The organism is Bacillus sp. DE0042 (assembly GCF_007680225.1).
Lineage (GTDB): Bacteria > Bacillota > Bacilli > Bacillales > Bacillaceae_G > Bacillus_A > Bacillus_A wiedmannii.
In genome coordinates, this window is the sequence record NZ_VEJP01000006.1 from 253,977 (window position 1) to 275,973 (window position 21,997).

General features: G+C 35.0%; 22 protein-coding genes, 1 riboswitch and 1 other annotated feature. Of the genes, 14 read left to right on the forward strand and 8 right to left on the reverse strand.

The features are described from left to right. The first annotated feature begins 511 nt into the window (after positions 1-511). Positions 512-2,050, forward strand: a complete 1,539-nt coding sequence (gene alo, locus FS802_RS21940; RefSeq protein WP_002167407.1) for an anthrolysin O/cereolysin O family cholesterol-dependent cytolysin Alo — start codon at positions 512-514, stop codon at positions 2,048-2,050. Positions 2,051-2,101: 51 nt separating this feature from the next. On the opposite strand, the gene FS802_RS21945 is transcribed toward alo, so the two are convergent. From FS802_RS21945 to FS802_RS21955, 3 genes are all read right to left on the reverse strand, one after another. Continuing rightward, on the reverse strand, positions 2,102-3,382 hold the full coding sequence (locus FS802_RS21945) for a purine/pyrimidine permease (protein ID WP_144525466.1): 1,281 nt from the start codon (positions 3,380-3,382) through the stop codon (positions 2,102-2,104). Between the two features lie 127 nt (positions 3,383-3,509). Beyond that, complete coding sequence (gene cynS, locus FS802_RS21950) at positions 3,510-3,959, reverse strand: cyanase (RefSeq protein WP_001081567.1); 450 nt, start codon at positions 3,957-3,959, stop codon at positions 3,510-3,512. A gap of 31 nt (positions 3,960-3,990) precedes the next feature. Beyond that, positions 3,991-4,572 (reverse strand): beta-class carbonic anhydrase, encoded by a 582-nt coding sequence (locus tag FS802_RS21955; RefSeq protein WP_002129867.1) that lies wholly within the window; start codon positions 4,570-4,572, stop codon positions 3,991-3,993. A 167-nt stretch (positions 4,573-4,739) separates the two neighbouring features. Here FS802_RS21955 and FS802_RS21960 point away from each other — a divergent pair, with 167 nt between their 5' ends. After that, complete coding sequence (locus FS802_RS21960; RefSeq protein WP_002016035.1) at positions 4,740-5,171, forward strand: Lrp/AsnC family transcriptional regulator; 432 nt, start codon at positions 4,740-4,742, stop codon at positions 5,169-5,171. Positions 5,172-5,452: 281 nt separating this feature from the next. Here FS802_RS21960 and FS802_RS21965 read toward each other — a convergent pair whose 3' ends face one another. Next, positions 5,453-6,406: a DUF4822 domain-containing protein gene (locus tag FS802_RS21965; protein WP_144525467.1), complete on the reverse strand. Its 954-nt coding sequence runs from the start codon at positions 6,404-6,406 to the stop codon at positions 5,453-5,455. A 429-nt stretch (positions 6,407-6,835) separates the two neighbouring features. On the opposite strand from FS802_RS21965, the gene FS802_RS21970 reads away from it, so the two are divergent. Beyond that, positions 6,836-7,270, forward strand: coding sequence for an Lrp/AsnC family transcriptional regulator (locus FS802_RS21970; RefSeq protein WP_144525469.1), 435 nt, complete (start codon positions 6,836-6,838; stop codon positions 7,268-7,270). A gap of 40 nt (positions 7,271-7,310) precedes the next feature. Here FS802_RS21970 and FS802_RS21975 read toward each other — a convergent pair whose 3' ends face one another. Then, a complete protein-coding gene (locus FS802_RS21975; protein ID WP_144525471.1) occupies positions 7,311-7,868 on the reverse strand; it encodes a cysteine hydrolase family protein in 558 nt (185 codons plus the stop codon). Between the two features lie 294 nt (positions 7,869-8,162). Here FS802_RS21975 and psiE point away from each other — a divergent pair, with 294 nt between their 5' ends. The 6 genes from psiE (at position 8,163) to FS802_RS22005 (ending at position 13,359) form a co-directional block, all read left to right on the forward strand. After that, positions 8,163-8,567: a phosphate-starvation-inducible protein PsiE gene (gene psiE / locus FS802_RS21980; RefSeq protein WP_000834706.1), complete on the forward strand. Its 405-nt coding sequence runs from the start codon at positions 8,163-8,165 to the stop codon at positions 8,565-8,567. Between the two features lie 361 nt (positions 8,568-8,928). Next, entirely contained in the window at positions 8,929-9,444 is a 516-nt protein-coding gene (speG, locus tag FS802_RS21985) for a spermidine N1-acetyltransferase (RefSeq protein WP_000076834.1), read from the forward strand. Between the two features lie 435 nt (positions 9,445-9,879). Then, positions 9,880-11,427, forward strand: coding sequence for an ABC-F family ATP-binding cassette domain-containing protein (locus FS802_RS21990; protein ID WP_098653610.1), 1,548 nt, complete (start codon positions 9,880-9,882; stop codon positions 11,425-11,427). 5 nt (positions 11,428-11,432) lie between these two features. Further along, positions 11,433-12,626, forward strand: coding sequence for an MFS transporter (locus tag FS802_RS21995; protein ID WP_144525473.1), 1,194 nt, complete (start codon positions 11,433-11,435; stop codon positions 12,624-12,626). Between the two features lie 159 nt (positions 12,627-12,785). Continuing rightward, positions 12,786-13,019 carry a DUF3955 domain-containing protein gene (locus FS802_RS22000; protein ID WP_080349982.1) on the forward strand — a complete coding sequence of 78 codons (234 nt, stop codon included), beginning with the start codon at positions 12,786-12,788 and terminating at the stop codon, positions 13,017-13,019. Between the two features lie 100 nt (positions 13,020-13,119). Beyond that, positions 13,120-13,359, forward strand: a complete 240-nt coding sequence (locus FS802_RS22005; RefSeq protein WP_000980964.1) for a DUF3947 family protein — start codon at positions 13,120-13,122, stop codon at positions 13,357-13,359. Between the two features lie 33 nt (positions 13,360-13,392). Here the strand turns inward: FS802_RS22005 and crcB (FS802_RS22010) are convergent, their stop codons facing one another. Next, positions 13,393-13,749, reverse strand: coding sequence for a fluoride efflux transporter CrcB (gene crcB / locus FS802_RS22010; protein WP_064476233.1), 357 nt, complete (start codon positions 13,747-13,749; stop codon positions 13,393-13,395). Beyond that, on the reverse strand, positions 13,746-14,150 hold the full coding sequence (gene crcB, locus FS802_RS22015) for a fluoride efflux transporter CrcB (protein WP_176545795.1): 405 nt from the start codon (positions 14,148-14,150) through the stop codon (positions 13,746-13,748). The genes crcB (FS802_RS22010) and crcB (FS802_RS22015) overlap by 4 nt, the downstream gene beginning before the upstream one ends. A 54-nt stretch (positions 14,151-14,204) precedes the next feature. Beyond that, positions 14,205-14,264, reverse strand: a riboswitch (Fluoride riboswitch). Between the two features lie 221 nt (positions 14,265-14,485). Here crcB (FS802_RS22015) and FS802_RS22020 point away from each other — a divergent pair. From FS802_RS22020 to tyrS, 5 genes are all read left to right on the forward strand, one after another. Next, a complete protein-coding gene (locus FS802_RS22020) occupies positions 14,486-15,544 on the forward strand; it encodes an endonuclease/exonuclease/phosphatase family protein (protein WP_000734839.1) in 1,059 nt (352 codons plus the stop codon). Between the two features lie 34 nt (positions 15,545-15,578). Beyond that, on the forward strand, positions 15,579-17,081 hold the full coding sequence (locus FS802_RS22025; protein WP_078183283.1) for a DUF4077 domain-containing protein: 1,503 nt from the start codon (positions 15,579-15,581) through the stop codon (positions 17,079-17,081). 211 nt (positions 17,082-17,292) lie between these two features. Beyond that, complete coding sequence (locus tag FS802_RS22030; RefSeq protein WP_000573650.1) at positions 17,293-17,688, forward strand: SET domain-containing protein; 396 nt, start codon at positions 17,293-17,295, stop codon at positions 17,686-17,688. A 388-nt stretch (positions 17,689-18,076) separates the two neighbouring features. Continuing rightward, a complete protein-coding gene (gene murB / locus FS802_RS22035; protein WP_144525475.1) occupies positions 18,077-18,994 on the forward strand; it encodes a UDP-N-acetylmuramate dehydrogenase in 918 nt (305 codons plus the stop codon). A 97-nt stretch (positions 18,995-19,091) separates the two neighbouring features. Beyond that, positions 19,092-19,307 (forward strand) — a binding site (T-box leader). A 52-nt stretch (positions 19,308-19,359) separates the two neighbouring features. Beyond that, positions 19,360-20,619, forward strand: a complete 1,260-nt coding sequence (gene tyrS, locus FS802_RS22040; protein ID WP_001021120.1) for a tyrosine--tRNA ligase — start codon at positions 19,360-19,362, stop codon at positions 20,617-20,619. A 196-nt stretch (positions 20,620-20,815) separates the two neighbouring features. On the opposite strand, the gene FS802_RS22045 is transcribed toward tyrS, so the two are convergent. Then, positions 20,816-21,994 (reverse strand): NAD(P)/FAD-dependent oxidoreductase, encoded by a 1,179-nt coding sequence (locus FS802_RS22045; RefSeq protein ID WP_144525477.1) that lies wholly within the window; start codon positions 21,992-21,994, stop codon positions 20,816-20,818. Positions 21,995-21,997: the final 3 nt, after the last annotated feature.

Sequence of the window (21,997 nt, forward strand, 5' to 3'; positions counted from 1 at the left end):
CCAGCTACTCTAGTTGAAGTTGCTGTCTGTATTTTATAGGCAGCAGCTTTTTTTAATGCGGTTGCCCATGATAACTCTTAATATTTCTGGCTGCTCGTAACAGTCCTGCATGTATTTCATTACTTCCGGTCCTGCGATGCTTCCAACAATAAACTTGTAAATTACTCATGAAATGCAAAGAACGCTTCGTATTTTCAAGTATTTACCAAACTTAAAATTTATCTCTGTATAACTTTTTATAAGAATTCAGCTTGTTTTTTTTGTATGTAATATTGCATATAAGAGTGTATTGATAAAAGTGTAAGGGGTCACTATAATGAGGGCATAAAGATAAATCACATTTTCGTAGCAATAAAAAAGGAGGAAATAATATGGAAATCGCAATGGCAGTTTTGAAATTTGTAGGTGGCGTAATCCCGTTAATTCAAGAACTTTTGAAAGCATTTATGTAGGTTTATTAGTTAGCTATCATTTATCAATCATTATCATATCTTACTAAAAAAAGAACGGGGTGATTTTTCTGAATATTAAGAAAAACACTAAAAGAAGAAAGTTCCTTGCGTGTTTATTAGTTAGTCTATGCACTATTAATTATTCATCTATTTCCTTCGCAGAAACACAAGTAGGTAATGCAACTGATGTAACCAAAAATGCTAGTGGCATTGATACTGGTATAGCAAATCTTAAATATAATAATCAAGAGGTTTTAGCTGTAAATGGTGATAAGGTAGAGAGTTTTGTTCCTAAAGAAAGTATCAATTCAAATGGTAAATTTGTAGTAGTGGAACGCGAGAAAAAATCACTTACAACTTCACCAGTCGATATTTCGATTATTGATTCTGTGGTGAATCGTACGTATCCAGGAGCGGTACAACTTGCAAATAAAGCTTTTGCAGACAATCAACCGAGTTTATTAGTGGCTAAGAGAAAGCCTTTGAATATTAGTATAGACTTACCTGGCATGAGAAAAGAAAATACAATTACTGTCCAAAATCCGACATATGGTAATGTGGCTGGAGCAGTAGATGATTTAGTATCTACTTGGAATGAAAAGTATTCTAAAACACATACGTTACCTGCAAGAATGCAGTATACAGAATCTATGGTTTATAGTAAATCACAAATCGCAAGTGCCCTTAACGTTAACGCTAAATATCTTGATAACAGTCTAAACATTGATTTTAATGCGGTTGCAAATGGAGAGAAAAAAGTGATGGTAGCGGCATATAAGCAAATATTTTATACCGTAAGTGCTGAACTACCTAACAATCCATCCGATCTTTTTGATAATAGTGTTACTTTTGGTGAGTTAACTCGTAAAGGTGTAAGTAATTCGGCTCCACCTGTTATGGTCTCAAATGTAGCTTATGGTAGAACTGTTTATGTAAAATTAGAAACAACATCTAAGAGCAAAGATGTACAAGCTGCTTTTAAAGCCTTACTTAAGAATAACAGCGTCGAAACGAATGGACAGTACAAAGATATTTTTGAAGAAAGTACCTTTACTGCTGTAGTATTAGGCGGAGATGCGAAAGAGCATAACAAGGTTGTTACTAAAGATTTCAATGAAATCCGAAATATCATTAAAGATAATGCTGAATTAAGTCTTAAAAATCCAGCATACCCAATTTCATATACAAGTACTTTTTTAAAAGATAATGCAACTGCTGCTGTTCATAACAATACAGATTATATCGAGACGACAACTACAGAATATTCAAGTGCTAAAATGACACTGGATCATTACGGTGCTTACGTTGCGCAATTTGATGTATCTTGGGATGAATTCACATTTGATCAAAATGGTAAAGAAGTACTAACACATAAAACATGGGATGGTAGCGGCAAAGACAAAACGGCTCATTACTCTACAGTTATCCCTCTTCCACCAAATTCAAAAAATATAAAAATCGTAGCAAGAGAATGTACTGGTCTTGCATGGGAATGGTGGAGAACAATTATTAATGAACAAAATGTTCCATTAACAAATGAAATAAAAGTTTCAATTGGAGGAACAACATTATACCCGACTGCTAGTATTAGTCATTAGGTATAAAAAGGCGCCCTGTAAGCAGGGCGCTTTTTTACTTAGTCACAAATTTTACTCTTTCCAAAACTGTTCCAATAGAATGACAAGCATGGTACCCACAAGTAATCCATTACTTAAAACATATTGTAAGGAAGAAGGAATTCCGCTAAATGCACTTTCTGGAAGAAACATTATTCCCAAACTGATTAATAATGAAATTCCTAATATTGTTAATCGGCGTTGATTTAATTCTTCACGTAAAATGGATTGAAATGAAATGCCTATTACTTGGACAAATGTTGCTAAAAGTGCGGCATTAGCAATAGGACCTGGTAGTAAGGATATAAAGTTTACAATTGAAGGAATAAAAGAAATTCCTGCTAATATAAGACTTGCTATAAGGAACGACTTCACTTTTCTTTGTCCTGTTAGTTGAATAAATCCTGCTGATGCAGGTAATGGTACAATTCCAATTGTAGAAAACAACGACGAGATAATATGCGATATACCTCCGGCCCACACGCCGCGGTTCAGTATTTGCTTTTCATTTTCTTTAGATAACGGAGCCACTTGTTTTACAGCCGAAATAGCAGCGATTGTATTTGCAACTAAAAGAAATGTAAATAAAGTTGCAGTTAGAGCCATTCCAATATTGAACCTAGGCATGCCCCAAGCGAATATCTCTGATAACTTAACTAACGGTGTGTGTGAAGGCAGATGAGATGATTTTCCTAATACAGCATACAAAAGCCAACCACATGAAATTCCAAGTAACACAGCGTAACTTTTCATCCATCCTTTCCCTTTAATTGATAAGAAAGTAATAAGCGCAAAAACAAAGAGCGCAATAGTAGCCGTTGTATAATCAGGATGAGTTACAGCTCCTTGTAATCCCATCATTCCTTTTAGTAACACACCACTAAGCTGAAGAGATAATATTAAAAGAAAAGTTCCTGTAACTAAAGGGGTAAATAAACGCAAGGTTCGATGTACAAGCCCTGTTATACCAAGCGTGAAGAGTAATATACCTGCAATAATTAATCCGCCTTCTAAAAGTTGTAATACATCCTTTGCACTTTGTCCCTGATGCATAGCGACTTGTCCCAATATGACAAATATACTTACCCATGAACCGGCTGGCCCATCCGCTATGGGATAGCGATGCCCAAACCATGCTTGTATAAATGAACTTACTCCTACAACTAAAAAAGTTCGTTGCATTAATGTTGAGATATCTTCTATTGATAAATGGAATATGCCACCAATAATGATAGGCAATGCAATTGCATTTGCTAATAAAAACACAAACCACTGTAGAATACTAAAGCTCGTATCGACGTATTTTTTATTCATATTATTCTCCCTTGTATAAAAAGAATCTCATAGTAAAAATCCATCCTTTCTATACAGCTAGATTAAAAAGGATGGATTTTATAAATCTATAAAATCACTTTAATTATATAGATAGATTTTTAATTAATTACCATGTACGGAACGGTAAGAATTTCCCGTTAAGTGTAATCACGATACGAGGGTCGCCACCTTTTGGATCTTCTTGTGTGTCCACACCTAGATTGAAGTTAATTGCACTCATTACACCTTCACCAGCTTTTTCTAGAATTAATTCTCTAAGAGTCGGTGCGTATTGTAACATCATTTCATATAATCGATATAAGATTGGGTCAGTAGGAGGCATTTGCATTACTTGACCTCTAAGTGGAACTACTGTTAATGCTTGAACTACTTCTTCATCTAATTCTAATAGTTTACCGATTTTTTCTGCTTCTGGACGTGTCATTGTAGCTTGTCCTAATAACGCTGTTACAACCCAAGTCTCAGAGTTTTCACTTACTTTTGAAATTTCTTCCCATGTTAAACCTTTTGCAATTTTTGCTTCCATAATTTTTTGTGTAGCTTCTTGTCTATTCATATCTAATAACTTCCCTTCATTTAAGTAATAATTAATTTTTCATACCATTTAATGCTTTATATCCATCAACTATTAAGTCTAATTTACCTGTGTGAGGATCAATAACTAAACCATGTACAGGAACATCTTTTGGAATAAGTGGATGATTTCTTACTAAATCAACATTAGCCTGAGTTGAACCGTTGACATCATCGAATCCAAATAACCATTTTTCAAGGTCAACACCAGCATATTCAATCGCTGATAAAATTTCTGGTGAAGCTACTCCACGATCTAATATTTTTTGAAGTGTTCCTTTTGGATTAGTTTGGCTCGCACCACATCTTTGGTGTCCGATAAGGAAGATTTCATCTGCATTTAGATCATATACTGATGCGACAACACTTTGCATAACACTATCGAAAGCAGAAGCAATTTTACCACCTGCATTTCTGATAACTTTTGCATCACCATCGTGTATATCTAAAGCTTTTGGAAGTAGCTCAATTAAACGAGCGTCCATGCAAGAAACAACAACCATACGTTTTTTAGGCAGTTTTGTCGCTTCACGAGGAGCGTATTCTTTATTTTCTACAAATTGTTCATTGAACGATAAAATCTCTTGTAATAACATATTTGTAACCTCCTTTAAATCTAGATGTATTTTTTTGTTGCGTCCTCTGTGTTATAAGTAAATATAACTGATAAACAATGTGATGTAAGAGGATAAACTAAGTATAGTGAATTGTATCGACAAGCAGAATAAGTTGGCGAAACACTTTCTGGCTTTCTACTTTCACGATGAAAGGATTGGTTTATATCATTGATCAAACAGATTTTGAGATACTGAAATTATTAGGAGAAAACTCAAGAATACAATGGAAAGAACTTGGTCAAAAAATACATATGACGGGGCAGGCTGTAGGAAATCGAATTCGAAGATTAGAGGATTTAGGGATTATTGAACAATATACAATCGCAATAAACCGAATCAAATTAGGACAAGTAGTGACTGCATTTGTTACTTTGTTTGTAACAACAGCTAACCATCAAGAGTTTATGAATTTCTTTCAAAAAGAAGAAGGGATTTCTGAAGTAGACCGTATAAGTGGTGAGGGATGTTATTTATTAAAAACACATTTTGCTTCTAATGAAGAATTGGATAACTTTCTAGGACGACTATTAAAGTATGGGAATTACCGTGTTAACCTATCAATAGGGAAGTTAAAATAAGATTTCTTTTTTTGAGGTTATAGTAACATTATTTGCTAAACCTTATTTGTATAGAGATAATAAAATTTTTATCTTAAATAGTCGGAGCCTTACTACAATTTATGTGTAGTAAGGCTTTTTAAAGCTGTTAAAAAAATGAGAGATATTATATTCAATAATCGTGCTGAATTGTTGAGGGGGATATAAGACAATTTTTTTCAAGGGAATCATAAATGATTTTTCTTTAAAAAAATCCTGCAGCTCAGTACAGGATTTGTAATCAAACGTTTTTAAAAGCTAAATTATGGTTTTATATCACCTTTATAAGGCTCATGTTCAACGAATATAGTTATGTCTTTACCCGCTTGGTCTTTACCAGTTCTTTTATACGTAAATTTCTTATTATTCAGTTCAGTAAGTTCAAGAGCCGCACCATATTTATTATTTCCAATTGAAACATGAGCTCTTATTTTATTTTCATGTACAACATCGAAGTAGCCATAATCACCGCGGCTTTGACCTGTTTCGCTATTGAAGAACTCGTATTTATTAGACTTGTCATCAAATTTTGCTAGACTTATAAAATTCGAATTAAACTGCGTTACATCATTACCGGCTTCATCTAATACCTTTGTTCCATGCCAAAGGGTTCCGCCTAAAATTTTACCTCCATCCACGTTTTTAACGATATCACCTGTAGTAGAGTTTAGCTGCTTATCCGGATCCGTGAAAGAAAGCTCTTTTTCTTTATATGGAACATGTTCAACGAAAACTTCTACATCTTTACCGTTAGCATCTTTCCCCATTCTTTTATAGGTAAATACATTTTTATTTAGCTTTGTCATGTCAACAACAGCTTGATACTTCATTGATTCTGAAATTAATATTCTTTTCTTCCCATCATTTGTGACAAAGAAAGTTCCTTTATCGCCACGGCTTGCACCAGTCTTAGCATCAAAAAATTCATATCTTCCTGACTTCGCATCATATTTTGCAAGACCAATGAAGTTTACATTTTCTTTCGTTAAGTCATTTTTATCTTTGTCATACACTCTTGTACCTTGCCAATTTGTCTCGCTAAGAATATTAGCCATTTTTTGCCCTTTAGTTAACTTATTTTCCTTTTTAGTATCTTTCGCAGCTTGTTCTTGTTTTTGTTTACTATGATTTTCTTCAGCTTTCGTGCCAGCGTAACCTGTTAATGCTAATGTGAATCCTAGCAGTATGGATGATAGTACTTTTGTTTTTTTATTCATTTTTATCGTCTCCTTATTGTATGATTTTAGTTAGTACGGTTTGCGATTATAGTAGCAGTTCGTCCTTTTAAATTTTTGTTATATGAAAAGATTCAGGTGGGAGCAACGAACTTAGTTACTACGTTTATCATGTTAATCCCCGAGTATAAACTCCCTCTAAATAAATCATTAAAAAAAGATAAACTAATTCCTAAAAAATTTTCATATTTATAAAAAACAATCGCTGGCTTACTGGATGGCCCTTTCGAACGCTTATCAATTTTTTTCTGATACCTACGAGTAATCGAAAAATACATAGTAAAGGAAGAAGGAAAGCTGTTAACAGTAATGTAATTCTTAATAGAGTTAATCGAGTGTATTGTAAAAGTTTTTAAGATGAATTGTAGGGGAAATGATGATCTTATAGAAGGTGATTCCTATAGGAAGGGGATGTCCATGTTTGATTCAACAGATTTTAAAATTATAAAGTTACTACAAGAAAACGCTAGAATGAACTGGAAGGAAATTGGAGAGAGAGTACATTTGACTGGCCAGGCTGTTGGGAAACGAATTAATAAATTAGAAGAGGCGGGTGTCATTCAAAAATATACGATAGATATCGACAGGGCTAAGTTAGAAGGGTCTATTATGACGTTTGTTACACTATTTCTGCATGCACCACATTATCATAATCAAATTCAAACTTTTTTTGAAAAAACGGACTTAATTACTGAAATGTATCGTATAAGTGGCGATGGGTGTTATATCATGATTCTTCACACATCTTCGCACCAGCAATTAGAAGAGACTCTTGCAGATGTTTTACATTATGGTGATTATCGTATAAATACTGTCATTAAGACAATCGAAAAAAAGAAAGAATAAGAGATTTATTCTTTCTTTTTTTATATGGAACTGTAATTCTTTATTTGCTCTTGTTTATAAAACAGTTTGCCGACATGATTTTCGCATAAATATCACCAAACTCTAACGAACTCATGAACGATTGATGAGCGTGTACTGCGGGGATCAGATTTCCTTGAAATTCTAAATCTCTTGTTGTACAAGCATCTTCAATTACAACACATTGAAATCCTAAATCACTGGCAGCACGTACTGTTGCATCAATACATACATGAGTCATCATACCGCAAATGACTAGTTGATCTATTTTTTCTTTCTTTAATGTTTCAAATAAATTGGTTCTTAAAAAACTGTTAGGGTGATGTTTTTGTATGACTCTTTCGTTAGCAATTGGCTGTACATCATCATGAATTTGAACACCTACTGTTTCAGGTAAGAAGAAAGTAGCTCCTTCATTGTTCGCAATATGTTGTACGTGAATAACTGTTCTATGTTTTTCACGAAATACTTTCAAGACTTCTTTCGCTTTTTGTGCGGCTTTTTCAGGTTGATGCAATTCCATATTGCCGCCTTCAAAGTAATCATTTTGTATGTCGACTAATAGTAACGCTTCGTTCATAGTTAATCCCCCCACATATATTTGTACAGTACGTTGTTTGTACTGTACCGTTATTATATAAAGTGTAGGTATGTGCAGGTAATAATGTCTTGAAACGATTTTGACGCATATAGTTTCATTGTGAAAAAGCTAAAAGATACAAAGTAAAGATTGGGGAAACGGCTATATTAAGCGTAAATATCAGGATGGTGAAGTGATAGTGAAAGAGGACGATCATATTTGATTTAACACTTTTGCTAGTATAATTTTGCTATAATAAATACGTACTTACACGAAGGGGAGTTTAAAGATAAAATGAAGTCGTTTAATATCGATCATCTTATAGCTAGTGTTTTGCAATGGATATTAAATATAGCTTTAATTATATTATCCATTGTGTTATCGATTTTCTTAGTGAATGAGACAATTACATTTGTGCAGTATATCTTTTCGGAAAAGGAGTATACATCGTATAAATTGGTTGAAAGTATTATCGTCTACTTCTTATACTTCGAGTTCATCGCATTGATTATTAAGTATTTTAAGTCGAATTATCATTTTCCGTTACGTTATTTTATTTATATCGGAATTACGGCTTTAATTCGATTAATTATTGTATCTCATGAGGAACCGATGGAGACGTTGTTATATGCGGGATCCATTCTTGTTTTAGTTATTGCTTTATACATATCGAATATGAGAGATTTGAGAAAAGAGTAGTGCAGACATAAGTTTGCGCTATTTTTCATTTTTTCGTTAATAAGTTGTAAATTTCGACATGAAATTTTTATATTAGTTTATCATGTTTTTGTAATAAGGAAATCTAAAAAGGAGTGATGTGATTCATGTTTAACAAATTTTTGGGGAATTCAAGAGCAAAAAAGATTTGTGGAATTGGGGCATTAGCAACTTTAATAGGTTTTTCGTCGTTAGGGTCAGTTAGTGCAGGCGTAGCTTGCACTAACTTTTTATGTCTTGACCTTCAAGTTGCTTGAAAGTTTACAATGTAAATAGGGCGTTTGAAATTGAAAAAAATTGAGAAATTAAGTGAAGAGGTTTCTTTTACTTGGAGGTTATAACAATGAGTCAGGAATTGAAGTTACGTCCTTTAGAACGGGAAGATTTAAAGTTTGTACACGAACTTAATAATAATGCCCATATTATGTCGTATTGGTTTGAAGAGCCGTATGAGGCATTTGTGGAGCTGCAGGATTTATACGATAAACATATACATGATCAAAGTGAACGCCGATTTATCGTTGAGAAAAATAATGAGATGGTTGGATTGGTCGAATTAGTGGAAATCGATTATATTCACCGAAGAACTGAATTCCAAATTATTATTGATCCTAATTATCAAGGGCATGGCTACGCAGCAGAAGCGACGCGTTTAGCGATGGATTACGCTTTTTCTGTATTAAATATGCATAAGATTTATTTAGTTGTGGATAAAGAAAATGAGAAAGCAGTCCATGTGTATAAAAAGGTTGGATTTATAGTGGAAGGCGAGCTTTTAGACGAGTTTTTCGTTGATGGTAACTATCATAATGCGATAAGAATGTGTATGTTCCAGAAGGAATATTTTAAAAATAAGTAGTTGAATGATTTGGAGGTAATGTTGACGCTTCGTAAAACTGTATGCTAAAATCCCTTTTAAGTATTAAGGAAGGTGCAGAACATGCTTTATATAAAATTTGTAAAACTCATTAGAAAACTTTGCTCCGCACAAATGTATACGGTGAAGTGTTGTACGGAGCTTAATCAAGGGGCATAAATCCCTATATTCATCGACTGAATAACTTTTCTAAAAAAGTATAGTTTATCTATGCTTATTTGGTTATGGTTTTTCAGCTGATGTATAAAATAGATTAAGGGGCCATAGACAATGCTTTGTCTATGGCCCTTTGTGTATATTATTCCAATGAGCTTTTACTGTAAATTGGAGTAGTATGGGAAAAACCACGAAGCAGAGGGCTAGTGTCGAATGACGCTATCTCTCTGCTTTTTTAATTTCAGGAAAAGAGGAATAAAAATGAGTTTACTTAAAGTTGAAAGTTTATCACATAGTTTTATAGATAAAGTATTATACGAAAATGCTTCTTTTGATTTGTATAAAGGGGAACATATGGGGATTGTTGGACAGAATGGTGCAGGGAAAAGCACATTAATGAAAATATTGGTAGGGGAAATTATTTCTGATAAGGGGAGCATTAAGTGGCAACCTAATATTCAAATTGGACATCTTGATCAATATGCAGAAATTGATGGGAGCTATACCATTTCACAATATGTAAAGCGAGCCTTTTATGATTTGTTTGAAATGGAAAAGAGAATGAATAAGTTATATGAAGAAAGTGCGATGACTGGAGATGAGAATCAACTATTGAAAGCAGCTGAAATACAAGAACAGCTTGAGGCTCGTGATTTTTATTCAGTAGACAGCGTAATAAATAAGGTGGCAGCCGGTTTAGGTATTGATGCGATTGGGATGGATCGTGTTATTGATGAATTAAGCGGAGGACAACGGGCAAAGGTAATTTTAGCAAAGCTTTTATTAGAAGAGCCTACTATTTTATTACTAGATGAACCGACAAACTTTCTTGATAAAGGGCATGTTGAATGGCTTGCTAATTATTTAGTGAATTTTGAAGGGGCGTTTATTGTCGTGTCACATGATTTTGACTTTCTAGAAAAAGTGACTTCTTGCATATGTGATGTAGAGTTTGGAACGGTGAAGAAGTATTGCGGCAAATACTCAGATTTTGTAAGACAAAAGGAGCATTTGCGAAAAGATTATATTCGCCAATACTATGCACAGCAAAAGAAAATTGAAAAAACGGAAGAGTATATTCGTAGAAATATTGCTGGAGTGAATTCAAAAATAGCACAAGGACGTAGAAAGCAGTTGCAACGTATGGAAAAAATTGCGCCACCAAGTGTTACTCATAAACCGTCTATTCATTTTCAGGAACTTCCTATTTCGGTTCAGACAGTTCTGGAAGTAAATAATCTTGAAGTTGGTTACGATTTTGCCCTCTTACCAAAATTGAATTTTTCAGTGATGGGTGGGCAAAAACTTGTTATTACAGGGTTCAACGGAGTAGGGAAATCTACTTTATTAAAAACAATCGTTGGAACTATTTCTAGTATTGCCGGAGAATTTCACTTCTCAGAGCAAATAAAGATTGGATATTATGAGCAAGATTTAAATTGGAATAACGATAATTTAACGCCGCTTCAAATTATTTCGGAACAGTTTCCTAAACTAAATGTGAAGGAGGTACGTCATCATTTAGCTGCATGTGGTGTGAAAGATACTCATGTTTCACAAGAAATTCGTACGTTGAGTGGTGGTGAACAATCAAAGGTTAAATTATGCGGATTATTATTATCACCTTGTAATTTCTTAATTTTAGATGAGCCGACAAATCATTTAGATGCAGAAGCGAAGGGAGCTTTGCAAAAGGCACTCATTCAGTTTAAAGGTAGCATTATACTCGTATCTCACGAAGCAAGTTTTTATCTTGATTGGGCAGATAGTATTTTTAATATAGAGACAGGATTAGTTAAGGGGGTGTGAAACATATGAGTGGAAATAATCGGAAAAAGAAAATTATTTTATTTTTGACCGCTCAAACGATCTCTTTGTTCGGTTCCTCTCTCGTGCAATACGCGATTATATGGTATATCACCTTAACAACATCGTCAGGGTTAATGTTGACCATTTCAACTGTTTGCGGATTCCTACCGCAAATTGCAATATCTTTATTTACAGGTGTTTGGATTGATCGTTACGACCGTAAAAAGATGATTATGTTATCGGACGGGAGTATAGCAATTGCTACGTTAGTTTTAGCAGTTTTATTTTTAACAGGATATAAAAATATTTGGTTACTTTTTATAGTACTACTCATTCGTTCAGCTGGGACAGGGGTACAAACGCCAGCTGTGAATGCGTTAATCCCACAAATCGTTCCGAAAGATTATCTTATGAAAGTAAATGGGATAAATAGCGGTATTACATCTTTAATTATGTTTCTTTCTCCAGCAGCAAGTGCTGCAATTCTTTCTATTGCTAGCATTGAAACGACATTTTTTATTGATGTTATTACGGCTATGATTGGAATTAGTATTATGTTTATCATTCAAGTGGAGAGACATGTGAATACAGAGAGTAAGCAAAAATCTAATTTACAAGGTATAAAAGAAGGCTTTGCTTACTTAAAAGAAAATGTATTTATTAAAAGGCTACTCTTTTTATTAATCATTGTCATGATTTTAATAAGTCCAGCCGCCTTTTTAACACCTTTAATGGTAACTCGTTCTTTCGGTGCAGAAATGTGGAGACTTACTGCTAGTGAGATGACTTTTAGTGCGGGGGCGGCAGCTGGTGGCGTATTGATTGCGGCATGGGGTGGTTTCCGTAATCGTATGCATACAACAGCGCTAGCTTGTGCGTTGTATGGACTGCTTATGATTGGACTAGGGATTGCTCCGGTATTTATTGTGTATTTAGTATTTAACTTTTTAATTGGTATAACAATGCCGTGCTTCAATACACCGGTTACCGTGTTATTGCAGGAAAAAGTAGAACCTTCTATGCACGGACGAATGTTTAGTCTTGTACAAATCGCTAATTCATGCGCGTTTCCTTTAGGAATGATAATATTTGGTCCATTGGCTGATATGTTTAGTGTAGAAATTTTGTTAATTTATGCTGGGATATTCGTGCTATTGTGTGCGATTTATGTTGTAGTAAGCAAGAGGTTTGAAGTGTAAATATTTATGTTTGAAAAGGTTTGTGAGGCAATTTAAGGTGCTTCATAAACCTTTTTCTATTTATAATAATCAATAATTATTTATTGTAAAACAATAAATAATTATTGACGAATGATTTTGTTTTAGGTAATATGATGTTAATAATCTAAGGGTAATTATATGAATAGAGGAGAATGTGAAATGATAAATAAATACGTAGTAGCTATTTCTTTCATGATTTTAGCGATCATTTCTTTAGCTATACATGCTTCAAACAGTAAAGTGGGAGCGAATGGATTCCTTGAAGAACCTTTCTTTTTCTTAGTACCGATAAGTTATGTATTGTTCTTGAGTGGTATTGGTGTATTACTATTTGGATTTATTACTTCAAAGCTGAAAAAAAGTAATAGATAAAATGAAGTTTAAGTAGTGAGGGATTCATTAATCGGAACAAAACACTCACCATGAAATAGAAACATACTATATGGAAGAAAAATAATAAGTGAGCTGAATCATGATGAATCATTATTTTTATAGTGGTAGACAAGTGGGAGCAGCTATTACACTGGCAGGAGCACAGGGGACAATTCATGCTGTGAATCAAGCGATTCAAATGCAGCAGCAAGCATATTTTGCACAAATGATGCAAGGGCAGTATATGTCGTACTCACAGCCTCCGATGCAAATTGTACATTACGATGTGCATCCAGCGGGTTTATTCTCCATTCCATATGGCGGGACATACTTCTTATGAAAGAAAGCGACTGATAAGAGTCGCTTTCTTTTTTTATATTCCGCCTAGCTTCATTCCAAGGAATGCAAAAAGGATACCGATTATATAAGTAGCACTTAAATATAGAAATAGTATGCAAAAGTTTTTACGATTGAAGAGCTGAATGGACTCTAGTTTAAATGTTGAAAATGTCGTGAAGGCACCCATAAATCCAGTACCTAATAATAATTGCCAACCTGTAGTGACGCCATTGCCAATTATATATCCGAGTAAAAACGCCCCTGTTATATTAATGAGAAATGTAGCAATTGGAAAGGAAGTTTTATTTCTTTTTTTAAACCAATTGCTAATTGCAAATCGTGTAATAGCACCGAAGAAACCTCCAGTTGCCACTAATAAAGCTTCCATCATAAGTGATCACCTTTCGTAAGATGTTTCTTAAGTAAGAAATCACCTAATGTATAGCCAAGACCAGACATAATGAGTCCACCAAGTATGCTGCATGATACATATAAGAAAGCCGTACTCCATTCAGAATGATTGATTAATTGCACAGTTTCTACACTAAATGTCGAAAACGTCGTAAAGGAACCGATGAATCCAGTTCCAACGCCTGTGATAATTTCTGAAGGCAAGATATTTCTTCGAGCGATATACGTAGTTAGCCACGCTAATAAGAAGCAGCCGGCTAAGTTAATAAGTAACGTAGCTAATGGAAATGAATGATGCCATGAAGTATGAATAGTAAGACCTAAATAATAACGAGAGAGGGCTCCTAATATACCGGCTATGCCAACGATAATATAAATCAATTTCTTCACCTCTTTAAATAGCTTGCTCAAAAAAATAGACTCCTACCAGTAGTTATACTGGTAGGAGTCATTAGCTAAGCAGCAGTTATGGCGAACTCCATCGCCTATAATTATTACATATAGTGTACTAAAAATTGCGTAGAATTTCCAGTGAAGAAGTGGAGCTGTTTTGTATGTATGTGATGCTTTAAGATAGGGAACTTCTGTTTATAAACTAAATATAGTGATATAAGGTTTTTGATGTGATAAAATGTTTCTTATGTCTGTCATCTGTTTTTAGTTAACTGAAAATAAAGAAAAGTAAAATTGGTAGTTTTAGAAAAGGAGTCGTTCGTTTGAAAAAATTATTAAAAATAGTACTTATATGTATTTTAGTAGGATTGGGAGTTGTAGGTGGTTTTTTAGCGTATATGACACTTACAAAAGAACAGCCGGCTAATGTTATAAGTTTGAAGGTGGAGAATAATAAGGAACGCGTGTTAGCACTTGGAAATGAATTTAAAGTTACAACATTTAATATTGGCTATGCTGGATTAGATAAGGATCAAGACTTCTTTATGGATGGTGGAAAGAGATCTGGTTCAAGTAGTAAAGAGCAAACGGAAACGAATTTAAAGAATATGCTTTCGTTTTTACAAAATGAGAATAGTGATTTTACCTTATTACAAGAGGTTGATATAAAATCACTGCGATCTTTTGATGTAAATGGACATGAATTTTTGAAAAAAGGATTACCTGATTATGCTTCGTCGTTCGGAAAGAACTATGATACAAAATGGGTCCCTGTACCAATTACAAGTCCAATGGGATATGCGGAGGCTGGACTAAGTACGTTTTCTAAATATACAGTCCAAACAGCGCAGAGGTTCCAACTTCCTGGAATGGAGCCTTGGCCAAAGCGTTTGTTTGATTTAGATCGAGCGATTGTTGAGCATAAAATACCTGTTAATAATGGGAAGTTTGTGAGACTCGTAAATTTACATTTGTCTGCGTATGATGAAGGCGGGAAAATTAGAAAACAGCAAGTAGAGTTTTTAAAAGAATATATGAACAAGCATTATGAAAATGGTGATTACGTAATAATGGGCGGAGATTGGAATCAATTACTTTCGAACGCTCAGTTAAGTGATCCGAAGTTTGTGAAAGAGCGCCCAGAGTGGTTAGTAGAGTTACCAAAGGACTTTACTGATGGTGGCTTTAAGTGGGCTGTAGATCCGTCTGTTATGACGGTGAGAGATGATGTGAAGAAATATGTGGAGGGTGAAAACTTCGTCACGATTATTGATGGTTTTATCGTTTCACCGAATGTGGAAATTGTAAATGTACAAGGGAAAGATTTAAAGTTTGAAAATAGCGATCATAACCCAGTAAGTGCGGTATTTAAGCTGAAGTAATCGATATGTATAAGTAGAAGGTGGGGCTTCATATATGGAGTGGTTAAAGAGAACTTGTTTTTCTAACCTTGAGAAAGAATCACAGAAAAATCATTTATTGCTGTTCATTACGATTTGTAGTTTCTTTCTTGGAATAATCGCGATTGGGTATTACGGATATATTTTTACAGAGAGAGCAATAGCGTTTTGGGTTTGTGGTATTTCAGTTGTTGTATTTGGAACGCTTCTTACTTTTATAGAAAGCATGGAAGCGATGTATAAATATATCATGACATTTATGTTGCTTATTATGTCTTTCATTATGGTACAAGCTTTTAATGAAAGTCCGGCTGTATTTCAAATGGTCTACTTTACGCTAGCAGTTTCACTTATTTATTTAAGTGAACGTCTCGTTATCATTCTCGGCGGAGTGGCGGTTGTTAGCACATTTATTCTTTGTAGTTATTGGCCGAAGCAATTTTTTGCTTATACAGCGGCATCTGAAGCTGCAAACTTCGCAAGCTTGTTAGCAATCGTAACGATCGCTATGTGGGGCGTAACGAAGATTGGCTCTAATCTGCTAGCTCGTTTAAGTGATGAGAAGCAAGAGGTGATGAGGAAAGCTCAGGAGCTAGAAGAGACTCAAAGACTTATTGAGGAAACTGTTGTGAAACTAGATAGTAATTTCAATCATTTAAGACAAAATATGAATACATCGATGGAGTCGATGAGTGAAATTAATTTTGCTTTTGAAGAGGTGGCAGTTGGTACTCAATCACAATCAGAGATGATGCATCGTTCGGTAGAAGTATTGAATGATATGGAGGGGAATATTGAACAAATCATTTCGCAAGTAAGAAATGCATCGACTCGTGTTGATGAAAGTTTAGAGATTTCAAAGGGTAGTGTACATACTTTACGAAATTTTGAAGCGAATATGAGAAGTTTAAATGATGTTGTTTCACAATCAGGAATTATATTTAGAGATTTAATGATGCAGTCGAAGCAAATTAATGAAATTGTAGATGTAATAACGAATATCTCAAGTCAGACGAGTTTGCTAGCTTTAAATGCAAATATAGAAGCGGCAAGAGCAGGCGAGCATGGAAAAGGATTTGCTATTGTAGCGAATGAAGTATTAAAGCTTGCCGAAGAATCGAATCGTTCTGCGGGGAGAATTCAAGGTATTTTGAAGGAGTTTAGTAATCAAGCAAGTAAAGTAGAAGTGCAGGTAGAGAAATCAGAAAAAGTACAAGAAGAATGTAATGAAATGCTAGCAAGTGTTTTAACAAATGTAACGGATTTAGGGAAGTTTATTGATGCAATTAATGATGTAATGAGAGAGATTGTTGGTCATCAAGAAAACTTGCAGATTAAAACGACGAATATCGTAAAGGATGTTACACATGCTTCTAATGTAATTCAGCAAACTTCTGCGGCTACGGAAGAAGTGTTAGCAAGTGTGGAAGAAGAAAAACATCGAAATGATATATCGGTGAAGACGTTACATACTGTTAGCGAGCAAGTGAAGTTGCTAGAAAATATTTTAGAAAAGTAATATCTCTTAAAAAGGGCACACCGTGTGTGCTCTTTTTTCATTTAAATGAATACTTGATAGTAATTTAATTGCTTTTCTGCGCGTTTTCTGCCAAGCTTAAGGAGATAAACTGAGACTTTAATTAGTGGGGCTATACGCTACTGATTATTAGTTGAACCCCGCAAATAGCGGAATAAAATACTTCAAAGAAAGAATTATATAGGTGACGCATATGATCGAAGTTAAGACTTCTGAACTTAGTGATGGAGAATTTAATAGAGGGGTATTTGCAACTCGTGATATTAAAAAGGGTGAGTTGATTCACTCAGCACCAGTTATCTCTTATCCGAATGAACAGCATGAACACATTGAGAAAACGTTACTTGCTGACTACGCATTTGAGTATGGGGTAAATCATACGGCATTCCTTTTAGGATACGGCATGTTATTTAATCATGCATATAATCCGAATGCAACGTATGATATTGTCTTCGAGAATCATACGTTTAACTTCTTTGCTTACAAAGATATAAAAGCGGGAGAAGAGATTCTAATCAATTATAATGGTGAAGTTGATGACGATGAGCTATTATGGTTTGATAAGGAAAAAGAAGAGAACGAAAAGTAAATTATAATAAGTAATAAAAAAGATGCTTTTACCTATGTAAAAGCATCTTTTTTATTGATGAAAATAAAGTAAAGATTACAAAAAAATACCACTTTATTTTCGTATGGTATAGTAAGATACTGAAGGATAGTGTTTTGAAAAAGTAATATATTTTACAAATTGTTGTCTTTCTGATGACATGTCAAGTTTAGTAGCCCATTTTGGTTGCTTTATTATGCAATATATATTTTAATATGAGTGGCACCTCTTATAAATTAAGAGGTTTATAGGTGTCTCGAATTGATTTTGGGTACACTGTATCCACCACTTTAGGTTCGTTCATGTATGTGGGGATATTATGGGCCCGTATAACGGGATAAAAAGAATATAGAAATAGAGGAATCGTAAAATGAATATGCAAGAGGTTTATGAATATTTAAGTACGGTATTGCCTGAAGGTCATGTGAAACAAGATGAAATGTTAAAGAATCATACACATATTAAAGTTGGTGGAAAAGCAGATGTGTTCGTTGCGCCGACAAATTATGATGAAATTCAAGAAGTTATCAAATATGCTAACGAATATAATATTCCAGTTACGTTTTTAGGAAATGGATCGAATGTCATTATTAAAGATGGTGGAATTCGCGGGATTATAGTAAGTTTAATTCACATTACAGGTGTGACTGTAACAGGAACAACGATTGTAGCACAGTGTGGTGCAGCAATTATTGATGTATCACGTATTGCATTAGATCATAATTTAACGGGTCTTGAGTTTGCTTGTGGTATTCCAGGTTCAGTTGGTGGAGCGTTATATATGAATGCTGGTGCTTACGGCGGTGAAGTATCGTTTGTATTAACAGAAGCTGTCGTAATGACAGGTGATGGAGAGCTACGTACTTTAACGAAAGAAGCATTTGAATTTGGATATCGTAAGAGTGTATTTGCAAACAATCATTACATTATTCTTGAAGCGAGATTTGAGCTTCAAGAAGGTGTACGTGAAGAAATTAAAGAAAAAATGGATGATTTAACGTTTAAACGTGAATCAAAACAGCCTCTAGAATACCCTTCATGTGGTAGTGTATTTAAGCGCCCACCAAATAACTTTGCTGGTAAATTGATTCAAGAATCGGGCCTACAAGGTAAGCGAATTGGCGGAGTGGAAGTTTCTTTAAAACACGCTGGATTTATGGTGAATGTTGATAACGGAACAGCACAAGATTACATTGATTTAATTCACTTTGTACAAAAGACTGTTGAAGAGAACTTTGGCGTGAAGTTAGAGCGAGAAGTAAGGATTATTGGAGAAGATAAAGAGTAACGAAATACGTATGAAAATGTGAATTATTTTAAAATAACATTTGGGTATTGTTGACAAGTTGTTTTCAATTCAATATAATGGCTAATAATTTAACAAATAATATACGTTGAAAGAGCCCAGTAGCAGTTTGTCACTGTTAACGAGAGAGCTAGGGGTTGCTGGAACCTAGCACAAACAAACTTGCGAATTACACTCTGGAGTATCTTAGGTAATGCTAAGCGGATTGGCAATCGATATTATTGCTAAGAGTGGTATGAGTAGCTATGCTATTTATACAAACTGGGTGGTAACACGGTGAATAATCGTCCCTATGTCATAGACATAGGGACTTTTTGTTTTCAAAAAAATAGAGGGGATGACAAAAGATGAATATTATTGATGAATTAGAATGGCGCGGCGCTGTGAATCAACAGACTGATGAAGAAGGTTTACGTAAGCTAGTAGAAGAGAAAAAGATTTCACTATACTGCGGAGTTGATCCGACTGGTGATAGTATGCATATTGGACATTTGATTCCGTTTATGATGATGAAGAGATTCCAGTTAGCTGGCCATCATCCAGTTATTTTAATTGGTGGGGCAACAGGAACAATTGGTGATCCGAGCGGACGTCAATCAGAACGTCAACTTCAAACGTTAGAAGTAGTTCAGCATAATGTGGATGCGTTAACAGCGCAAATGAAAAAGCTATTTGATTTTGGTGGAAATAGCGAAGTGAAGATGGTAAATAACTACGACTGGACACATGAAATAAGCATTATCGAGTTTTTACGTGATTACGGGAAAAACTTTAGCATTAATAGCATGTTAGCGAAGGACATTGTAGCAAGTCGTTTAGATACAGGAATTTCTTTCACAGAATTTACGTACCAAATTTTGCAAGCGATGGACTTCCATCATTTATACACGAAAGAAGATGTTCAACTGCAAATTGGTGGTAGTGACCAATGGGGAAATATTACGAGTGGTTTAGATTTAATTCGTAAGTTAGAAGGGCACGAAGCGAAAGTATTTGGATTAACGATTCCGTTATTACTGAAATCAGATGGTACGAAGTTCGGTAAATCAGCAGGTGGTGCAGTTTGGCTTGATCCTGAAAAAACAACACCATTTGAATTTTACCAGTTCTGGGTGAATACAGATGACCGTGATGTAGTGAAATACTTGAAATACTTTACGTTCTTAACGAAAGAGCGCATCGATGAATTGGCAACGAAGGTAGAAACAGAGCCTCATAAACGTGAAGCGCAAAAAGTATTAGCGGAAGAAATGACGAAATTCGTTCATGGAGAAGAGGCATTCCTGCAAGCTGTGAAAATTACAGCAGCGTTATTTAGCGGAGATATTAAATCGTTAACAGCCGATGAAATTGAACAAGGCTTTAAAGAGATGCCAACATTCCAGTCTGCAAAAGAGACGAAAAACATCGTAGAATGGCTAGTTGATTTAGGGATTGAACCATCTAGACGACAAGCACGTGAAGATATTAATAATGGAGCTATTTCTATGAATGGTGAAAAAGTAATGGATGTGGGTACAGATGTTACTGTAGAAAATTCATTTGATGGACGATTTATTATTATTCGTAAAGGGAAGAAGAACTACAGCTTAGTGAAATTGGGATAATAATTTTTGTGGAAGGGTGGAAGTAAGAAAGATGCTTTCACTCTTTTCATATACAAAATTTCGATGCGAAAAAGTCAGTATATTTAGATAATTAAAAAGGGTTATAGTAATTCTTTGCCGAATATAAGTAAGTAGAGAATATTACGGATAAAAATAGCCCGAACCATGTCGGGCATGATTCGGGCTTATATTCAGATTAGTAAGCTAAGCTGAATAGACCTTTAATGTGTGATAAGTAACGAACGTTACTTGCTTCTTTCATTAATGATGCTGGTAAGCCTTTAAGTGGAGTATTACTTGCTCCAATTGTAGCAACAGCATCTTTACGTCCTAGACTAGCAAGTGTTCCAGAGTTAATAGGTGCGAACTCTTCGAAAGCTTTGCCTTCTAGTGCTGCGTATAAGTTGTATCCAATTAACTCACCCATTTGCCAAGCGATTTGTGCAGTTGGTGGGTATGGACGACCGTCTGGAGAGAAGACAACAGCGCTGTCTCCAGCAACGAATACGTCTTTGTGAGAAGTAGATTGTAGGTATGCATCAACTGTTGCACGGCCACGGTTTACTTCAAGACCTGATTCACCGATTAATGGGTTACCTTGTACGCCGCCTGTCCAAACGAATGTGCTAGCAACAAGTTTTTGACCGTCTTTTAAGTCGATTTCATTGCCAGCAACGTTTGTTACAGGAAGACCTGTTAAGAATGTAACACCGCGTGCTTCTAGGCTAGTAGTTGCACGTTCGATTAAGTGGTCTGGTAATACTGGAAGGATTTTTGGACCTGCTTCAACAAGAAGAAGTTTAACTTCTTTTGGATTTACGCCGTGGCTTTTTGCAAGTTTAGGCATAATGTCAGCAAGCTCACCAACTAGCTCAACGCCAGTTAATCCGCCACCGCCGATTACGATTGTAGCATCAGCTTCGTTTTTCGTTTTCGCGTATTCACGAATACGGTCTTCAACGTGTTTGTAGATTTTGTTTGCATCAGCAGCAGATTTTAATACCATGCTGTTTTCTTCTAGTCCTGGAATACCGAAGTAAGCAGTTTTACTTCCTAAAGCAACTACAAGTGCATCGTAAGATAAAGTAGTGCCACCAGCTAGTTTAATTTCTTTGCTATCAACTGAGAATGACTCAACTGTTGCGATTTTAAGATCGATGTCTTTACCTTTGAAAAGCTTTGTAAGTGGCATTGCAATTGCTTGCTCAGCAACGTTACCAGCTGCAAGGCGGTGTAGTTCAGTGATGATTTGGTGTGTTGGGTATTGGTTAATCACTGTAACTTGTGCTTCTGATTTGCTGTAATATTTACGTACGTTTAAAGCGGCAAGAAGACCGCCATAACCAGCGCCTAAGATGACAATTTGTTTTGACATAGT